This window comes from Gardnerella vaginalis, assembly GCF_001563665.1.
Lineage (GTDB): Bacteria > Actinomycetota > Actinomycetes > Actinomycetales > Bifidobacteriaceae > Bifidobacterium > Bifidobacterium vaginale_A.
Window position 1 is genome coordinate 142,951 of sequence record NZ_KQ961857.1, and the last position, 15,793, is coordinate 158,743.

The window sequence follows — 15,793 nt, forward strand, 5'->3', positions numbered from 1 at the left end:
CTGTTTCCATATTTTTTTATAACAGAAACAAGTACAAATCCTGCTACAATAAGCAAAGCTTTCAAAATTGAGTAAATCATATTTTTAAGAATACTATATAAAGCATCCTTTTATTAAATAATCACAAAAATTGATTACACGAATATGCATTGCACTAAAAACATGTATGTTATAGTTCCAGACGCGATTGAAAGTAGCATATTTTTACGCCAACAATGAAGTAATGCAACTACTATCAGCGAAATTGCTTCTGGAATACCATGAGAACCACTTAAAATATTAGTAGTTTTAAGCGAATACACTAATAAAAGACCACTCATAGCATACGGAAGAATACTTCCAAGATACTGCACTATTTTAGGAGGTTTTTTAGATTCTGGAAATATCCAAAATGCCGCAAAACGAGTTGATGCTGTTCCAATAATTGCAACAATAATAATTATTATGCTTTGAAAAACGTTCATACTCATAACATTTACGCCTTTTTTGATTCGCAATTTTCACTAGATACAACTGGATCGTCACTATAATTTACGCATAATTTTTCAAAATATTTTCTAAAAATAATAAATATTATCAAAAATGTTACTAGAGAAGGAATCATAAACATTTTCGCGCCAAGAAATGAAAGTGCCACAACAGAAATAACAACACCAAGAATAAGTACAATATGATGTTTACTAGAACGCCACTGCTCAATAAAAATAACTAGGAACAATGCTGTTAAAACAAACTCAATACCTTTCATATTGATTGGCAAAATGCTACCAACAAGCCAGCCTATTATTGCACCAATAATCCAGTAGGAATGATTTAGAATAGAAACAAAGAACATAAACCATTGTCTGTTTACGTTTTTTGCAATTTTAGCAGATGAATTTACAGCAAATGTTTCATCAGTCATATCGAAAATCATAAAGAACTTTTTTATTCCAGCACCTTTATATGGTTTTAGCATTGTTAAGCCGTAGAAAATATGTCTGACATTTACAGCTAATGCTAAAACTAGCGCAGAAAATGGGTCGAAAGAAGAGAAGAATAAGTCAAGAGTAATAAATTCCATTGTTCCGGAATATATTAGTATGCTCATTAAAATTGGATACCATATTGAAAAACCTTTTGCATGCATTAGCATTCCATAAGAAATACCAAGAAACATGTATCCAGCACAAATCGGTATAGTGAACGGAAAAGCAGTATCAAATGCTTTAAATATTACTAATTTCCTATTCGAATGCTCTTTAGAAGAAGAATCCTGTTTTTTTGACACAGAATTTAACAACTTCCACTTCCTTATCTTCAATATACGACTCAAAGATTTTTAAGTATACATTATGGTAAGCACGTTATAACAAATTTAGCGCGCTGTAAATTGAGTTAATTCTCAAAATACGAGCGCGCTAAAGAAAATCAGATTAAATTAGATTAAATCAAGTTAAATCAAATTAAATCAAATTATAAAACTAAGCTACATCTGGATCGTTTTTAGCAATTGTTCCAGTGAGCTTACCAATAACCTTCAATAAGTGGTATACAACCAGCACAACAACAGTTCCGATTGCAATACCATTGAATTGAATTCCAGAAACAGCAAATTGGAAGTTAGCAATACCAATAATCATCACGATTGCAGCAATCATAATATTCACTGGCTTGTCGAAGTTCACTTTGTTTTCAACCCAGATTCGCACACCAATCATGCCAATCATGCCGTAAAGCAAAGTAGTCACACCACCTAAAACACCAGCTGGAATAGAATTGACTACAGCGCCAAACTTAGGACAAAGGCTTAAGATGAATGCAAATGCTGCTGCACACCAATAAGCTGCAGTGGAATAAACTTTAGTTGCAGCCATAACTCCAATATTTTCACCGTACGTAGTAGTACCACAACCACCAAAGCATCCAGCGATAGCAGTACCCAAACCGTCTGCAAACAATGCAGTGCCAATCTTTGAATCGTAATCGCGACCAGTCATTTGAGCTACAGACTTAACATGACCAACGTTTTCAGCAATAAGCACAAGTACAACAGGCAAGAACATAAGAAGAACAGAGAAATCAACTTTTGGAGTGTGGAAGTTAGGCAAACCAATCCAAGGAGCTTTCTCAATCTTAGAAAAATCAACTTGTCCGTTGTAGCAAGCATAAGCATAGCCAACAAGAACACCTAAGAGAATATTCAAACGGCCTAGAAGACCACGGAAGATTACTGCAATAAGCATAACAGCAACTAATGTTACTAACGCTGTATCTGGAGCTTTTTGGAAGTTGCTCCACACAGCAGGTCCTAAATTAAAACCGATAATTGCAACTATTGCACCGTTTACAACAGGCGGCATAATAATGTCAATCCACTTTGCTCCAGCAAAATGTACAAGCACACCAATAAGAGCAAGCAGAATACCAGTGCACATAATTCCAAAGCTTGCAACAGCAATGCCTTTATGAGCAGCTGTCACAGCCATAACAGGTGCTATAAGACCAAAAGAGCTTCCCAGATAACTAGGAAGCTTATTTGCGTTAATAAGTAAGAACAGTGCCGTTGAAAGAGCAGTGAACATCAAAGTAGTTGATGGATCAAAGCCAGTAAGAATAGGCACTAAGAATGTTGCACCAAACATTGCAATAACATGCTGAGCACCAATACCAGCAGTACGAGTCCATGTTAAACGCTCATCTGGCTCCACAACTTCGCCCGGTTGTAATTTTTTACCATCGCCGTGAAGCTGCCACGTGAACAACGAATTCATTTCTTCTCCTTGCAAAAACAAGCTATATAAAATGCTTTGTAAACAAGTGTCGCTAAAAAAACAAGCACTCGTCGAGCGCTGGGATGGCAGCTTCTGGGAGGTCTCCATTGCACCACCGACCCATATGCCAGAGGACATTCTAATGTTGTAAAAGCTAAGTGTCGAGTACAAAAAAGAAATTACAAATTTATAACGAAATTTTGTTGGAATTTCAAGCAAAACCGGTGTGTCGAAAAGTATGCAAAAATCACCAACTAATGTTTATAATTACTCACTTATGTTTAAGAGAACTGAATTCAGGAACTAAAGTCAAACAAACTTCGCGAGCGCAAAATACTCAATATCAAATATTCACAGCTAGAAGATCCAATAACTCCTGTAAAACGCAACATACTCCACACTCAAACTCACACATCAAACTAACACGCAAAACGAAAAGATAAATAATGATTTATTATGTTCATTTCTGTAATTTTCATGTTCGGCGTGTTGTTAAACTTTTCGCTACAAATATGCAATTAAAAATAGATAATCAAAGTTTTAGTTGTTATTTTGTTATCTTTTGTCCGATTATGAGAGAATAATGAGCTAAATGGTTAATTTCTTTGATACATGGAAAAAGAAAATCTGCACCATCGATATGGCTCTCATTGCTGTATTAACACTTCTAGCTTCCTTTATTGGCAGCTGGCTTAAACACTATCCAGGATTACAATTACTGGGTGCTCTTATTATTGCGTTGCTCGTTGGCATGGCTCTGCAGCTGCCATTGCACGCATACAAAAAGAATAATGATTCAAGACGCGCAGGCGTTAAAAGCGCAGCAGGCTTGATTGCAAACAAACTTCTTCGCCTTGGAATTATTCTCCTAGGCTTTAATCTGAATTTGCATGATCTATTTACGAAAGGCATTAAATGCTTACCGATTGCAGCAATATTAGTTGCAATAATGATTTTCGTAACATACAACATTGCAAAACTTATGAAAGTAAACCCACAACTTGCAATGCTTACAGCAGGCGGCACAAGCATTTGTGGTGCAGCCGCAGTTATGGGACTTTCGGGATCAATGCCAGTTCTTCCAGAAGAGGAAGATGAGAAAGAACAAAACGAAGTTATGGCTGTTGCAACTGTTGCAATTATGGGTACAATTTACGCTCTTGCTGAAATCTTCATTCTTCCTCATTTTGGTATGACTAAGCAGCAGCTTGGCATTGCTTCTGGCGCTTCACTTCACGAAATCGCACATGCTGTTGCAGCTGGCGGAGCATTCGATAGTATCAATACTGCAGCTGGCGGAGCATCCGTTAGTATCAATGCTGCAACAATAATGAAACTCTCGCGAGTTCTTATGCTTGTTCCAGCATCAATTTTCATTGCAATTTGGTGGAATGCTCGTCACAGCAAAGTTGAAAATGGTGGAAAGCATAAAATTAGTTTCCCATGGTTTATGCTTGGTTTCATTGCAGCATCCGTTATTGGAACTTACGTACCTTTCATAGCAGCACATCATTCAACTCTTGTTGAAGCTGGATACATTTTCCTCGGAATGGCTATGGCTGCTCTCGGAATTAACGTAAACTTCAAGGCTATTTTCAAGAAGGGTCGCTGGGCTTTTGCAGCAAGTTTCTTAGCGTCTATCGTATTAGTAATACTCGCTTGCATAGCAGCAAAATGCTTCTTCGCATGACGTAAATATAATTTTTATGTTTAGGGAGTCCTTATAGACTCCCTTTTTTATATTATTTTTTGCCTATGTTTGGCAACTTAAAAAGTCACTTACGACACTCAGAACACAATCCAAAAACTTCGAGAGTGTGATCTATAACAGTGTAACCATACGAATCAGCGATTTTATGAATCCAACCTTCGTCATCCGGAGGCTCTATATCAACAGTTTTACCACAATGTTCACAAACAAGATGATGATGGTGAGTATTCTCATCACATATTCTAAATAATTGCTGACCGTTAAATCTAACTGTATCCACTTCTCCACTCTGAGCAAGAGTATTAAGTTGTCTATAAACAGTAGCTAAACCAATAATCTCACCATTATCAGTTAAAAATCTATGTAAATCTTGAGCAGAAACAAAATTACGAGATTGCCGCAAAAAACCCAATAAGGTTTCTTTCTGCTTTGTATGCCTTCTCACTGGCTGAGAACCTACCATGTATAGCGTTCCTTTCACAAATACGACAACTCTAAAAAACAATAATACCGCATAACAAACCTCTACATAAGTTAAATAATGTTGATTAAACAAATAAATATTCAACTTTAATTCAGATTTAATTCTGCTTTAATTCAACTTTAATAGAGGAAAATTATGCGGCACAAGACGCACAATATTAGGTTAGTCTAATTCATCATCCCAACAACCAGTAGAATCTAGCTCTTTAGCAGCCTTAATCGGGTCATCGCAAAGAACAGTAATGTGTCCCATCTTACGATTTTTACGAATTTCAGCTTTACCATAATCATGAACATGCCATTGCGGATGTTCTAAAATCATCGAGCGAACAGCGCAAACATGCTGACCTAATACATTAACCATTACAGCAGGAGAAAGTAGTTTAGGAGTTTTCAAAGGCCATCCAACAATACCGCGAACATGCGCTTCAAATTGATCCATATCTACAGCTTCAATAGTGTAATGTCCTGAATTATGAGGACGTGGCGCAAGCTCATTAACTACTACGCGATTATCTTTAGTAATAAAAAGCTCTATTCCAAGCGTTCCTGCAAGTTCAAATCCTTTAGCTAATCGTAAAGCTAAATCTTGAGCAGTTTTAAGAACATTTGAATCCACTATTGCTGGAGCAATAGTCATATGGAGAATACTATTATGATGCACGTTTTTTACAAGAGGATAAGTCACAAAATCCTTGCCATTTCCAGAAACAAGAATTGAAGCTTCAAAAGCAAAATCAACAAATCCTTCAAGTATAGATGGAGGGAATTTTTCACCTTTTTCTACACGTTTATGAATATTAGACACATCTTCTTGAGTCTTAAGAACATCTTGCCCATGACCGTCATAGCCGCCACGACGAGTTTTAAGAATCGCAGGCAATCCAATCTCACTAATAGCAGAATCTAAATCATCTAAATTATTGACTTCACGCCAAGGAGCAGTTTCAGTCCCGTGATTATTTATAAACTCTTTTTCAAAAACACGATCTTGCGTTATACGCAATAAGTCAGTTCCTTGAGGAACAGCAACCAAATCGCGAACTTTATCAAGAGCATCTGCATTAACGTTCTCAAATTCATATGTAAGAACATCGCAACGCTTCGCAAGTTCACGCAAACCATCTAAATCATCGTAATCTGTTTCAATTTGAAAATCAGCTACTTGGCATACAGGGCAATTTTCAGTTGGATCAAGTACTCCTACACGAAAACCCATATATCGAGCAGAAAGAGCCATCATACGCCCTAGCTGACCGCCACCAATAATTCCAATAGTTGCTCCTGGCATTAAATGCTCAACAGTACCATTTGTTACTTCAGATAAGGTTGGCATTAGATTCCTCAACTTTCGCTTTTAATTGCGCACGATACTTTTCAAGTTCATTAGCAAGATCATTATCTGTAGTACTCAAAATGCTTACAGCAAGCAAGCCTGCATTAGTTGCTCCAGAATTACCAATTGCAGTGGTTGCAACAGGAATTCCTCCCGGCATTTGCACGATAGAAAGTAAGGAATCCCAACCTGAAAGAGCATGAGATTTAACTGGAACACCTATAACTGGAAGAGTTGTTTGAGCAGCAACCATACCAGGCAAATGCGCTGCTCCTCCAGCTCCAGCAATAATAACGTGTAAACCATTTTTACGAGCGTTATGCGCAAAATCAGCCATCAACTCTGGAGTACGATGAGCAGAAATAACTTGTTTCATATAAGGAACTTTGAATTTGTCGAGAATTTCACAAGCATGACGCATAGTTTCCCAATCACTAGAGGAACCCATTACGACTGCAACAATTGGCTTTGTTTCTTGCACAATAACCTCCCATGACATGCAATGCTAACTTTACGCAAAGCTAAGGAGAATATATTACTTATAAAATAAGTGGAATATATTACTTATAAAACGAATACTCAAATAAAAAATAAAATAAAAAGCGTATAGCAAGAAAATAGTACGCAAAATGCAAGCAAAAAGCAGGCAAAAAGCAGATTTCGTGCCCCCGACGCGATTCGAACGCGCAACCAACGGATTAGAAGGCCGTTGCTCTATCCATTGAGCTACAGAGGCGCAAAAAGAAAGTATAGCAAATACTCAATATAACACTCGCATTTTTTGAAATAAATTTTGCAAATTTTATAATAAATTTTAAAATCACTCAAAAACAAGTTAAAAACAAATCAAAAACACGCAAAAAACACACTCAAAATAAACCAAAAATAAAATCAAAAATCAAAGTTAAAACAAAACCAAAACCAAAACAAACTATTTTTCTATAATCCACGCAAGCGTAACAAGTACAGCAAGGAAAAGCAGATTAACTAAAGTGTACATAAGCAAATAGCGTCCCTTATTATGCGGATACTTATGCGTAATACCTTTATATGAAATCAATGAAGCCATAGATGCAATAAGCGTTCCCATTCCGCCTAAATTAGTTCCAATAATAAGTTGATTCCACTTATCACAGAAACCAGAAAGCAAAATAGTTGTTGGAACATTGCTTATAAATTGGCTTGATGCAATAGATACTTCCATTGGATGCGTTCCAACCCACATTTGAGCAAGCTCAGTAAATCCTGGGACTCTACGCATATTACCAATAAAAATAAAGAACATAATAAATGTAAGAGGAAGAGCCCAATCAAGCGAACGGAATACATGTCTATCGAAAATAATAAAAGCAATCACGATTATTAGTATCATTGCCCAATCTGGAATCCAGCCAGCAACACCGCACAAGCATATTGCAAATAAAGCACAATAAACTAACACACGCCATTTACTGAATCCTGCTCCATAACCCATAAGACGAATCTCATCTGGTTTAGGTTTACCTTGAGAAGGAGCAAGAACGCCTTGTTCAATATCGTCACTATGCAATCCAGAAAATTCTTTTACGTTCGTAGACTTAAAAAACACAAAAGCAAAAACAATCATCAACAATGCTGAAGTGATTGTATAAGGTGCCATAATGCTAATGAATTCTCCTGCAGACTTCTTCGTTAAAGCAGTCAAATACAAATTATGAGCGTTTCCAATAGGCGTAAACATACTTCCAACATTTGCGCCAATAGTCATAAGAGTAATAACTAAAATAGCATGTTTTTCAGCATTAGCCATAACTAGTACAGAAATAGCAAAAGGCACGAAAGTAACTAACGCAACATCGTTTGTAATAAACATAGATGAAAAGAAAGTAAGCGACATAAGCACTATAACTAATCCGCGCTCAGTTTTCACATGTCTAAGTAAGCGAGATCCTATACTTCTAAAAACGCCGATACGCTGAAATCCGCATACTACCATCATTAAACCAATAAGTTGAGCTATTGTATTCGTATGAATATAGCTGAGATAATGCGAATCCGGAGGTACAAAAAAACAAGAAACTATAGCTAAAATAGCAGCCACGATAAGGATAGTCTCACACTTGACTAGGTTCAGCAACCAGCGTCGCATTATTCCTCCGTGACAATTTACACAACTTTCCTAATTGTATCGTAAACTACACATATTTCTTATTTTTATTTCCGACCAAATCGTTGAAATTGCAACATATCATAGCCTTAAACACAAGCGTTAATAGTAAAAATAAGACAACGTAAAATCCGACCTTTTTCTAAGACACGCGCAAAAGTAATATCGCTCGATAATACTGATATAGCTAATATAATGAAGTAGAATTAAGTAGCCCATAAAAAGCGAGAGCAACTGTTATGGAAAATAATCTGAATCAAGAAGCTATTGAATTTAAAAATCAAGAAGCGTCAAAGTGGCAAAATCAGCAGAATAATCAGCAGAATAATCAGCAGAATAATCAGCAGCAAAATCTTGAGCATACTAAGAATACAGCTGATTTGATTGTTGAATGTTTAGTAAACGAAGGCGTTGAAGTTATTTTCGGAATTCCAGGAGAAGAAAATATTCCTCTTCTCGAAGCTATAGAAAGAAATGGGCATATTCGTTTTATAGTCACTAGACACGAACAAGGCGCTGGATTCATGGCAGCAACATACGCACATATCACTGGAAAACCTGGTGTATGTTTAGCAACTCTAGGCCCTGGAGCTTTGAATCTAACTCTTCCTGTTGCACAAGCAAACGCAAGCACTACTCCGCTTGTAGCATTATGCGCTCAAGGAAATGTATCTCGCTTGTATAAAGAATCACATCAAATTATTGACTTAGTTTCATTATTCCAACCTATAACTCAATGGTCTTCTATGATGCTAGCTCCTGCTTCCGCTCCTGAAATGGTAAGAAAAGCATTTTCTATAGCACAACGTAAACGCCCGGGAGCTACTTGCCTTGTTATACCTGAAGATATTAGTGAAATGGATGCGCCAGTAGATGCAAAGCCACTTCCACTACCTCGTCCTTTACATATTCTTCCAGCTCAAGACACTATTAACGAAGCTGCTTCGATTATAAAGCAAGCAAAACGTCCAATCATACTTGCAGGAAACGGTGTTGCAAGATCGCACGCGCAAGAAGAATTACGTAAATTCGCAGAACAACTTAACGTACCTGTAGCAACTACATTTGAAGGCAAAGGCGTGTTTCCAGACAATCACCCTAATGCTTTGGGTGTAGTTGGATTCATGCACCGCGATTATGAGAATTTTGCATTTGATACAGCTGACTTAATTATTGCAGTAGGATTCTCAATTCAGCAATTTGATCCGAAGAAAATCAATCCGCATAACGATAAAACTATTATTCACATAAATACTTTTGTGGAAGATACAGATGCTCACTATCCAGCTGCACTGAATATTATGGCAGATATAAGTCAGACTTTGTTAGCACTTACAAATACGTTAAAACAGCAAAATATTAGTTTTGACGTCAGCCACCCTCGCATTCGTCAAATGTTAAGCGATGAGCTTCATTCATTTGAGCATGATGAAAGCATGCCTATGAAACCGCAAAGAATCGTTTACGATACTCGTAGAGCAGTTCCAGAAGGCACAACAGTTCTTGTAGATACTGGTGCTTTAAAAATGTGGATGGCACGATTGTATCCAACTATGCATCCGAATACTTGCATAATAGATAACAGTCTTTCTACAATGGCTTGGACTCTTCCTGGAGCTGTAGGAGCATCGTTCATACGAAATAGCGAAGGAAAAATGAACACAAAGCCTGTACTAGCAGTTATGGGTGATGGAAGTTTCATGATGAATGTGCAAGAAATTGAAACCGCTGTGCGAGTTGGAGCGCGCATGGTGATTTTAGTTTGGGAAGATAACGCTTATGGCTTAATTAAATGGAAAATGGATTTGCATGCTGGCGAACACGAATACGTTGATTTTAAAAATCCTGATGTAGTAAAGCTTGCACAAAGCTTTTCAGCTAGAGGATCTGTAGTTAAAAACCCTGACGATTTATACAATATGCTAAGCGAAGCTTTAGCACAAAAATCTGGAGTTGACGTAATCGCATGCCCTGTGGATTATCGCGAAAATATGAAGTTGATTGAGAAATTAGGAGATATTGAATAAATCTTTATAAGGCTAATAAAGCTTATAAAACTTATAAAGCTTTTAAAACTAATAAATTGCAATTCATATCATATTGACTATTAACTAAACGCCGTCTTTATATCTTTAATTGATAAAAGGACGGCGTTTTTAAACACGTACGAACAAACTTAGCAATATGAGATAAGCTTAACAAACGTATGAAAATAAAATATTTATATTTTCTACTTTTTTGCAACAATTCCTTCGCGATGTATCAGAGGAACCATTCTGCGAATTACTTCCACTCCTTGTCCACGCAAAACCAAATCTTCTCCCTGAGAACAACGATAAACAATTGGAGGCTCACAATATCCATTCGAGATATTATTGTGGAATTCTTCTCGTATTCCTTCTAAGAAACAATTGCAAACTATATCTGATGCGCCATAAATAGCAACATCATGTAAGTTAAGTAATCCAACAGGTACAGACATTATTCGACCAAGAGTACGTCCAGCGTCTCTGAGTATATTTTCTCTGTCTAAAGGATTTTTAGCAATACGATTTCTCAAAATTGGCTCAGAAATCATGGACTCTACACACCCTTTGCGTCCACAACCACACATTTCGCCTTCTGGATCAACAATAATATGTCCAATTTCACCAGCAGAAAATGTTGAACCAGTAACAATCTTATCGTTTATGTAAAGGCTTGCGCCCACACCTCCGCCAACAGTTATGAGCATGGAATTTTGCGTAGCTCTTCCAAAGAATCTTTCTGCAACAAGCGAAACACTTGTATCGTGACTGACAATTGTTGGAATACCAGTCGCTTCTTCAATAATCTTCTTAATTGGAAAATCAGTCCAATCAAGACGCACAGATTTTACGACTGTTCCTTCTTCATTTACAATTCCAGCTAAAGCTACGCCAATACCTAAAATGTTTCTTTCAGTAGCAGAAGACAAACTTTTATATAATTCGATTATTTTAGCTACTTTTTCTTCACTGCTGTTTGTGCTAGAAACTTCTATTCTCTTAATAATGCTTCCACACAAATCCATAATCGCACCTTTAAATGCGTATGAATCAGTTAAATCTAGAGCTATAACTCGCCAATAGGATGTGTCAATAGCCAAAACTTTTGAACGTTTACCGCGTCCTTCACGATCGTCATCCCCGACTTCGCGAAGAATATGATCTCGTATCATTTCACCTGTAACTTCACTTGTTGCCATGCGTGAAAGACCGATTTTATTACCAAGCTCTACTCTAGGCATTTGTTTAGTAGGGAAAAGCAAACTAAAAATTGCTGAAATATTATTAACCCTAATATCTGAAGGTAACTTCTTCATTATCTCATTACTCATCTCATCCTCCACTCAAGAGCATCACACTACCACACTGTAGCAACACGTGATATAACAAAAAATACTTATAAATAATTATACATTTTTCAATCATTTCGTCAATGCTCTTTACTTTTATTATTGTTATTATAACTAGCTATTTTTCGCCAAAACTAAATATGACACTAATTTTACAAATAAAATTAAGATTATTTTTTACGATTTTGAATTACTCATTTTTATGAATATCATCAATACAATAAAAACTATTACACTACCATTACATATAAAATAAATAACAAGATAAATTTTATTTACATGCACAACAATAAAGGCTTTAACACAAATAATTTTATATAAAAATATTATAAAATATTTATGTCAGCAACGTTGACAAAATACTTTATGGATGCTAACATTTACTTTAGCAATCGAGGTAGTTGCGGACTTATTTCAATCTCACAATGGGGAGAGAAAGGATAGATTATTATGGCTTCGACTGGACGTTTTACGTTGCCAAGCGAATCAAACTTCGCAGAAAAAACCAAGCAGCTCGCGGAATTATGGGGCGCAGATGCCATTCGCAATTCAGATGGAACTCAATTAGATAAAGAAGTTCTTAGCTTAGGTAAAAAAATCTACAGCGCTTACTTCCCTACTCGCGCACACAACGAATGGATTACTCTACACATGGATGAAACTCCGCAAGTCTACTTATTAAGTGAAAGGGTACTTGCGGAATCAAATAACACAACCATCCCTCTTATGGAACATTTCTTCAATGAGCAACTAACTCCAAATTATGATGCAAATCCTCATAAATATTGGGAAGTAATCGACCGTACTACAGGAGAAATAGTACCTTGCGAATCTTGGAGAGTAGAAAAATCAACTCATAGCGTAATAGTAGATAACACTATTGCAATGCATGAATACACTGCTTCATTCCTTGCATATATTATTTGGGATCCTGTTGAAATGTATAATCACCTCACAAATAATTGGGGAGATAAAGAGCACGAGATTCCATTTGATATTTATCATGAAAAAACTCGCGATTTCGTTATGCGAACATTTGAGAAATGGCTAGAAGATAATCCTCAAACAGATGTTGTGCGATTCACTACATTCTTCTATCAATTCACTCTGCTTTTCGATGAATCACACAGAGAAAAAGTAGTTGATTGGTTCGGATGCTCTTGCACAGTTTCACCTGAAGCACTTGACGATTTTGAAAAAGAATACGGGTATAGACTTAGACCTGAAGATTTCGTGGATGCAGGATCATACAATTCCGCATGGCGTTGCCCGCGTAAAGCTCAACGTGATTGGATTGACTTCACAACACGATTCGTGCGCAAAAACGTAAAAACAATGGTAGACATGGCTCATGCTCATGGCAAAGAAGCAATGATGTTCCTTGGCGACCAGTGGATTGGAACAGAGCCATATAAAGAAGGATTTGACGAACTTGGACTTGACGCTGTAGTTGGATCAATTGGAGATGGAACTACAACTCGCATGATTGCAGACATTCCAGGCGTCAAATACACTGAAGGCAGATTCCTTCCTTACTTCTTCCCAGATACTTTCTATGAAGGAAATGATCCTAGCATTGAAGGTTTAGACAATTGGCGTAAAGCTCGTAGAGCTATTCTTCGCTCCCCGATTTCTCGAATGGGATACGGCGGATACTTATCTTTAGCTGCAAAATTCCCTAAGTTTGTAGATACTGTTACAAATATTGCAAACGAATTCCGCGATATTCATGATAGAACTCACGGACATGCAGCTGAAGGCGAATTAAATGTTGCTATTCTAAACGCTTGGGGAAGCATGCGTTCTTGGATGGCGTACACTGTTGCACACGCACTTCCAAACAAGCAAACATATTCATACTACGGAATTCTCGAAGCGCTTTCAGGAATGAGAGTGAATGTAAAATTCATTAGTTTTGAAGATGTATTAGCTCACGGAATAGATAGCGATATTGACGTAGTTGTTACAGGAGGTCCTGTAAATACTTCATACAGCGGCGGAGAAGTTTGGAAGAATCCTCAACTCGTTGAAACTTTGCGTCAATGGGTTCTAAATGGAGGAGGATTGATTGGCGTTGGCGAACCAAGCTCATATTATCAGCCAAACGATACTCGATTCTTCAAACTAGCTGATGTTTTCGGAGTTGATGAAGAAAGATTCCAGACTCTTTCAATTGACAAGTACTTCCCTGCTTTAGTTAGCAAACACTTCATAACTCAAGATATACCAACAAGTGAAAGCCAAATCGAACAAGCCAATAGCAAACGCGCTATTGCTTTGAGTGGCTGCGGTGGCGGACAACCTGCTTCGTTAAATGATATTGATTTTGGTGAAGTGATTTTAAACACATACCCTATTAACGAAAAGGTTGAAATTTTGCGAGCAGATAATGGAGAAGTTCAGCTTGCAACTAATAACTATGGAAAAGGAAGAGGAGTATATATTTCTGGGCTTCCTTATTCTGCTGTAAATGCTCGTCTTTTGGAACGCATACTCTTCTATGCATGCCATAAAGAAGATTGCTACGCAGCATGGAGTTCAACTAATCCAGAGTGCGAAGTAGCTCACTTCCCAGAAGATAACATGTATTGCGTTATCAACAACACAGATAAACCGCAAGATACTACCGTACAACGAGCTGATGGCACTCTTGATCAATTCCATCTTGATTCAAGCGCCATTAAATGGCAAACATTGTAGATTTTCTCAACGCAACACACTCTACAATGGTTTGTCACTACACATTGAGCTGCTTGCAATGCAGCTTGTAGCTCAATGTGTTATTTAAAAAGGAATTATTATTATGAATAACGAAACACTTAACGAAATCGCACAACAATTTAATGTTGAAGATTCTTTTACAACAATCACACCTTATGGTAGCGGTCACATTAACACAACATATCTAGCAGTCAACAAGCATCGCCGCTATATTTTACAAAAGATGAATACTGATATCTTCCCAGATACAGTCAATCTAATGAGAAATATTGAGCTAGTAACCAATTTCTTGAGATCTAAAAATCAAGAAACTTTGGAAATCATACCTACTCATAATAAGAAAAGCTACTACGAATACGTTGATGGAAATAATAAGCCTGAAATGTATAGAATGTATGCGTTTATTGAAAATACTATTTCTTACGATTTAGTTCCAAATGCGCAAGTGTTTAAAGATGCAGGTGCAGCTTTTGGTAGTTTCCAAAATTATCTTGCTGAATTTGACGCTTCGAAATTAGTTGAAACTATTGCTCACTTCCACGATACTCCTCATCGCTTTTGTGACTTCAAAAAAGCTGTGAGCGAAGATCGTTTTGATAGAGCGAAAACTTGCCAAAAAGAAATCGACTTCTATATGTCACACGCTGATTTCTACTCTACTATTACAAGCGGTTTAGCAAGTGGAGAAATTCCTTTAAGAGTTACGCATAACGATACTAAATTGAATAATATTTTAATGGATGCAACTACTCATAAGCCACGTGCGATTATAGATTTAGATACGATTATGCCTGGTAGCATGCTTTATGATTTTGGAGACTCTATTCGCTTTGGCGCTTCAACAGCGTTAGAAGACGAAAAAGATATTGAGAAAGTTCATTTTAGCACTGAATTCTTCAAAGCTTATGCTCAAGGATTTATTAGCGAGCAGAAGAACAATATTACGCAAAACGAAACGCAATTATTAGCTATTGCAGGCAATATGCTCACTTTAGAGTGCGGAATGCGATTCTTAACTGATTATTTGCAAGGAGATACATATTTTGCAACTCACTACGAGGATCACAATTTAGTAAGAACTCGTACGCAAATTAAATTAGTTCAAGAAATGGAAGAAAAATCAACTGAAATACGCGAAATAATAGACGATATTATGAATGAATAAATTATTGAATAACAATAATAAATATAAAACTTATTCAAAATCACAAAAAGAAGCGCGTTTTAGAAGATTAAAAGTAATTGGTGCAAATGATTTTGTTGGTTG

Annotated in this window: 12 protein-coding genes and 1 tRNA gene; 4 read left to right on the forward strand and 9 right to left on the reverse strand. The window is 36.8% G+C overall.

Annotated features, from left to right (window positions below; genetic code table 11):
• Positions 1 to 134 precede the first annotated feature (134 nt).
• The 3 genes from HMPREF3230_RS02575 to HMPREF3230_RS02585 all read right to left on the reverse strand — a co-directional run bounded on the left by HMPREF3230_RS02575 (position 135) and on the right by HMPREF3230_RS02585 (position 2,753).
• Positions 135 to 470, reverse strand: coding sequence for a branched-chain amino acid transporter permease (locus HMPREF3230_RS02575; protein ID WP_075523407.1), 336 nt, complete (start codon positions 468 to 470; stop codon positions 135 to 137).
• A gap of 5 nt (positions 471 to 475) precedes the next feature.
• Positions 476 to 1,270, reverse strand: coding sequence for an AzlC family ABC transporter permease (locus tag HMPREF3230_RS02580; protein ID WP_196489634.1), 795 nt, complete (start codon positions 1,268 to 1,270; stop codon positions 476 to 478).
• A gap of 193 nt (positions 1,271 to 1,463) precedes the next feature.
• Entirely contained in the window at positions 1,464 to 2,753 is a 1,290-nt protein-coding gene (locus HMPREF3230_RS02585) for a uracil-xanthine permease family protein (protein WP_075523408.1), read from the reverse strand.
• A gap of 592 nt (positions 2,754 to 3,345) precedes the next feature.
• On the opposite strand from HMPREF3230_RS02585, the gene HMPREF3230_RS02590 reads away from it, so the two are divergent.
• Positions 3,346 to 4,443 carry a YeiH family protein gene (locus HMPREF3230_RS02590; protein WP_075523409.1) on the forward strand — a complete coding sequence of 366 codons (1,098 nt, stop codon included), beginning with the start codon at positions 3,346 to 3,348 and terminating at the stop codon, positions 4,441 to 4,443.
• A gap of 85 nt (positions 4,444 to 4,528) precedes the next feature.
• On the opposite strand, the gene HMPREF3230_RS02595 is transcribed toward HMPREF3230_RS02590, so the two are convergent.
• From HMPREF3230_RS02595 to HMPREF3230_RS02615, 5 genes are all read right to left on the reverse strand, one after another.
• Complete coding sequence (locus HMPREF3230_RS02595) at positions 4,529 to 4,927, reverse strand: Fur family transcriptional regulator (protein WP_075523410.1); 399 nt, start codon at positions 4,925 to 4,927, stop codon at positions 4,529 to 4,531.
• Positions 4,928 to 5,110: 183 nt separating this feature from the next.
• Complete coding sequence (gene purK / locus HMPREF3230_RS02600) at positions 5,111 to 6,283, reverse strand: 5-(carboxyamino)imidazole ribonucleotide synthase (RefSeq protein ID WP_075523411.1); 1,173 nt, start codon at positions 6,281 to 6,283, stop codon at positions 5,111 to 5,113.
• Complete coding sequence (gene purE / locus HMPREF3230_RS02605; RefSeq protein WP_369803155.1) at positions 6,267 to 6,731, reverse strand: 5-(carboxyamino)imidazole ribonucleotide mutase; 465 nt, start codon at positions 6,729 to 6,731, stop codon at positions 6,267 to 6,269. Before purE ends, purK begins: the two co-directional genes overlap by 17 nt.
• 215 nt (positions 6,732 to 6,946) lie before the next feature.
• Positions 6,947 to 7,019 (reverse strand) — tRNA-Arg (locus tag HMPREF3230_RS02610).
• A gap of 195 nt (positions 7,020 to 7,214) precedes the next feature.
• Positions 7,215 to 8,411 carry an SLC13 family permease gene (locus HMPREF3230_RS02615; RefSeq protein ID WP_075523413.1) on the reverse strand — a complete coding sequence of 399 codons (1,197 nt, stop codon included), beginning with the start codon at positions 8,409 to 8,411 and terminating at the stop codon, positions 7,215 to 7,217.
• 257 nt (positions 8,412 to 8,668) lie between these two features.
• Here HMPREF3230_RS02615 and HMPREF3230_RS02620 point away from each other — a divergent pair, with 257 nt between their 5' ends.
• A complete protein-coding gene (locus tag HMPREF3230_RS02620; protein WP_082266242.1) occupies positions 8,669 to 10,456 on the forward strand; it encodes an acetolactate synthase large subunit in 1,788 nt (595 codons plus the stop codon).
• Positions 10,457 to 10,659: 203 nt separating this feature from the next.
• Here the strand turns inward: HMPREF3230_RS02620 and HMPREF3230_RS02625 are convergent, their stop codons facing one another.
• Positions 10,660 to 11,787 (reverse strand): ROK family protein, encoded by a 1,128-nt coding sequence (locus HMPREF3230_RS02625; protein WP_075523414.1) that lies wholly within the window; start codon positions 11,785 to 11,787, stop codon positions 10,660 to 10,662.
• Between the two features lie 468 nt (positions 11,788 to 12,255).
• Here HMPREF3230_RS02625 and gnpA point away from each other — a divergent pair, with 468 nt between their 5' ends.
• Positions 12,256 to 14,505, forward strand: a complete 2,250-nt coding sequence (gene gnpA / locus HMPREF3230_RS02630; protein ID WP_075523415.1) for a 1,3-beta-galactosyl-N-acetylhexosamine phosphorylase — start codon at positions 12,256 to 12,258, stop codon at positions 14,503 to 14,505.
• Positions 14,506 to 14,602: 97 nt separating this feature from the next.
• Entirely contained in the window at positions 14,603 to 15,691 is a 1,089-nt protein-coding gene (locus tag HMPREF3230_RS02635; RefSeq protein ID WP_196489637.1) for a phosphotransferase enzyme family protein, read from the forward strand.
• Positions 15,692 to 15,793: the final 102 nt, after the last annotated feature.

Coding starts and splice junctions, on each gene's coding strand:
- gnpA (WP_075523415.1), top strand. CDS start 12,256: ATGGCTTCGACTGGACGTTTTACGTTGCCAAGCGAATCAAACTTCGCA.
- HMPREF3230_RS02575 (WP_075523407.1), bottom strand. CDS start 470: ATGAGTATGAACGTTTTTCAAAGCATAATAATTATTATTGTTGCAATT.
- purE (WP_369803155.1), bottom strand. CDS start 6,731: ATGGGTTCCTCTAGTGATTGGGAAACTATGCGTCATGCTTGTGAAATT.
- HMPREF3230_RS02620 (WP_082266242.1), top strand. CDS start 8,669: ATGGAAAATAATCTGAATCAAGAAGCTATTGAATTTAAAAATCAAGAA.
- HMPREF3230_RS02615 (WP_075523413.1), bottom strand. CDS start 8,411: ATGCGACGCTGGTTGCTGAACCTAGTCAAGTGTGAGACTATCCTTATC.
- HMPREF3230_RS02625 (WP_075523414.1), bottom strand. CDS start 11,787: ATGAGTAATGAGATAATGAAGAAGTTACCTTCAGATATTAGGGTTAAT.
- purK (WP_075523411.1), bottom strand. CDS start 6,283: ATGCCAACCTTATCTGAAGTAACAAATGGTACTGTTGAGCATTTAATG.
- HMPREF3230_RS02585 (WP_075523408.1), bottom strand. CDS start 2,753: ATGAATTCGTTGTTCACGTGGCAGCTTCACGGCGATGGTAAAAAATTA.
- HMPREF3230_RS02595 (WP_075523410.1), bottom strand. CDS start 4,927: ATGGTAGGTTCTCAGCCAGTGAGAAGGCATACAAAGCAGAAAGAAACC.
- HMPREF3230_RS02590 (WP_075523409.1), top strand. CDS start 3,346: ATGGTTAATTTCTTTGATACATGGAAAAAGAAAATCTGCACCATCGAT.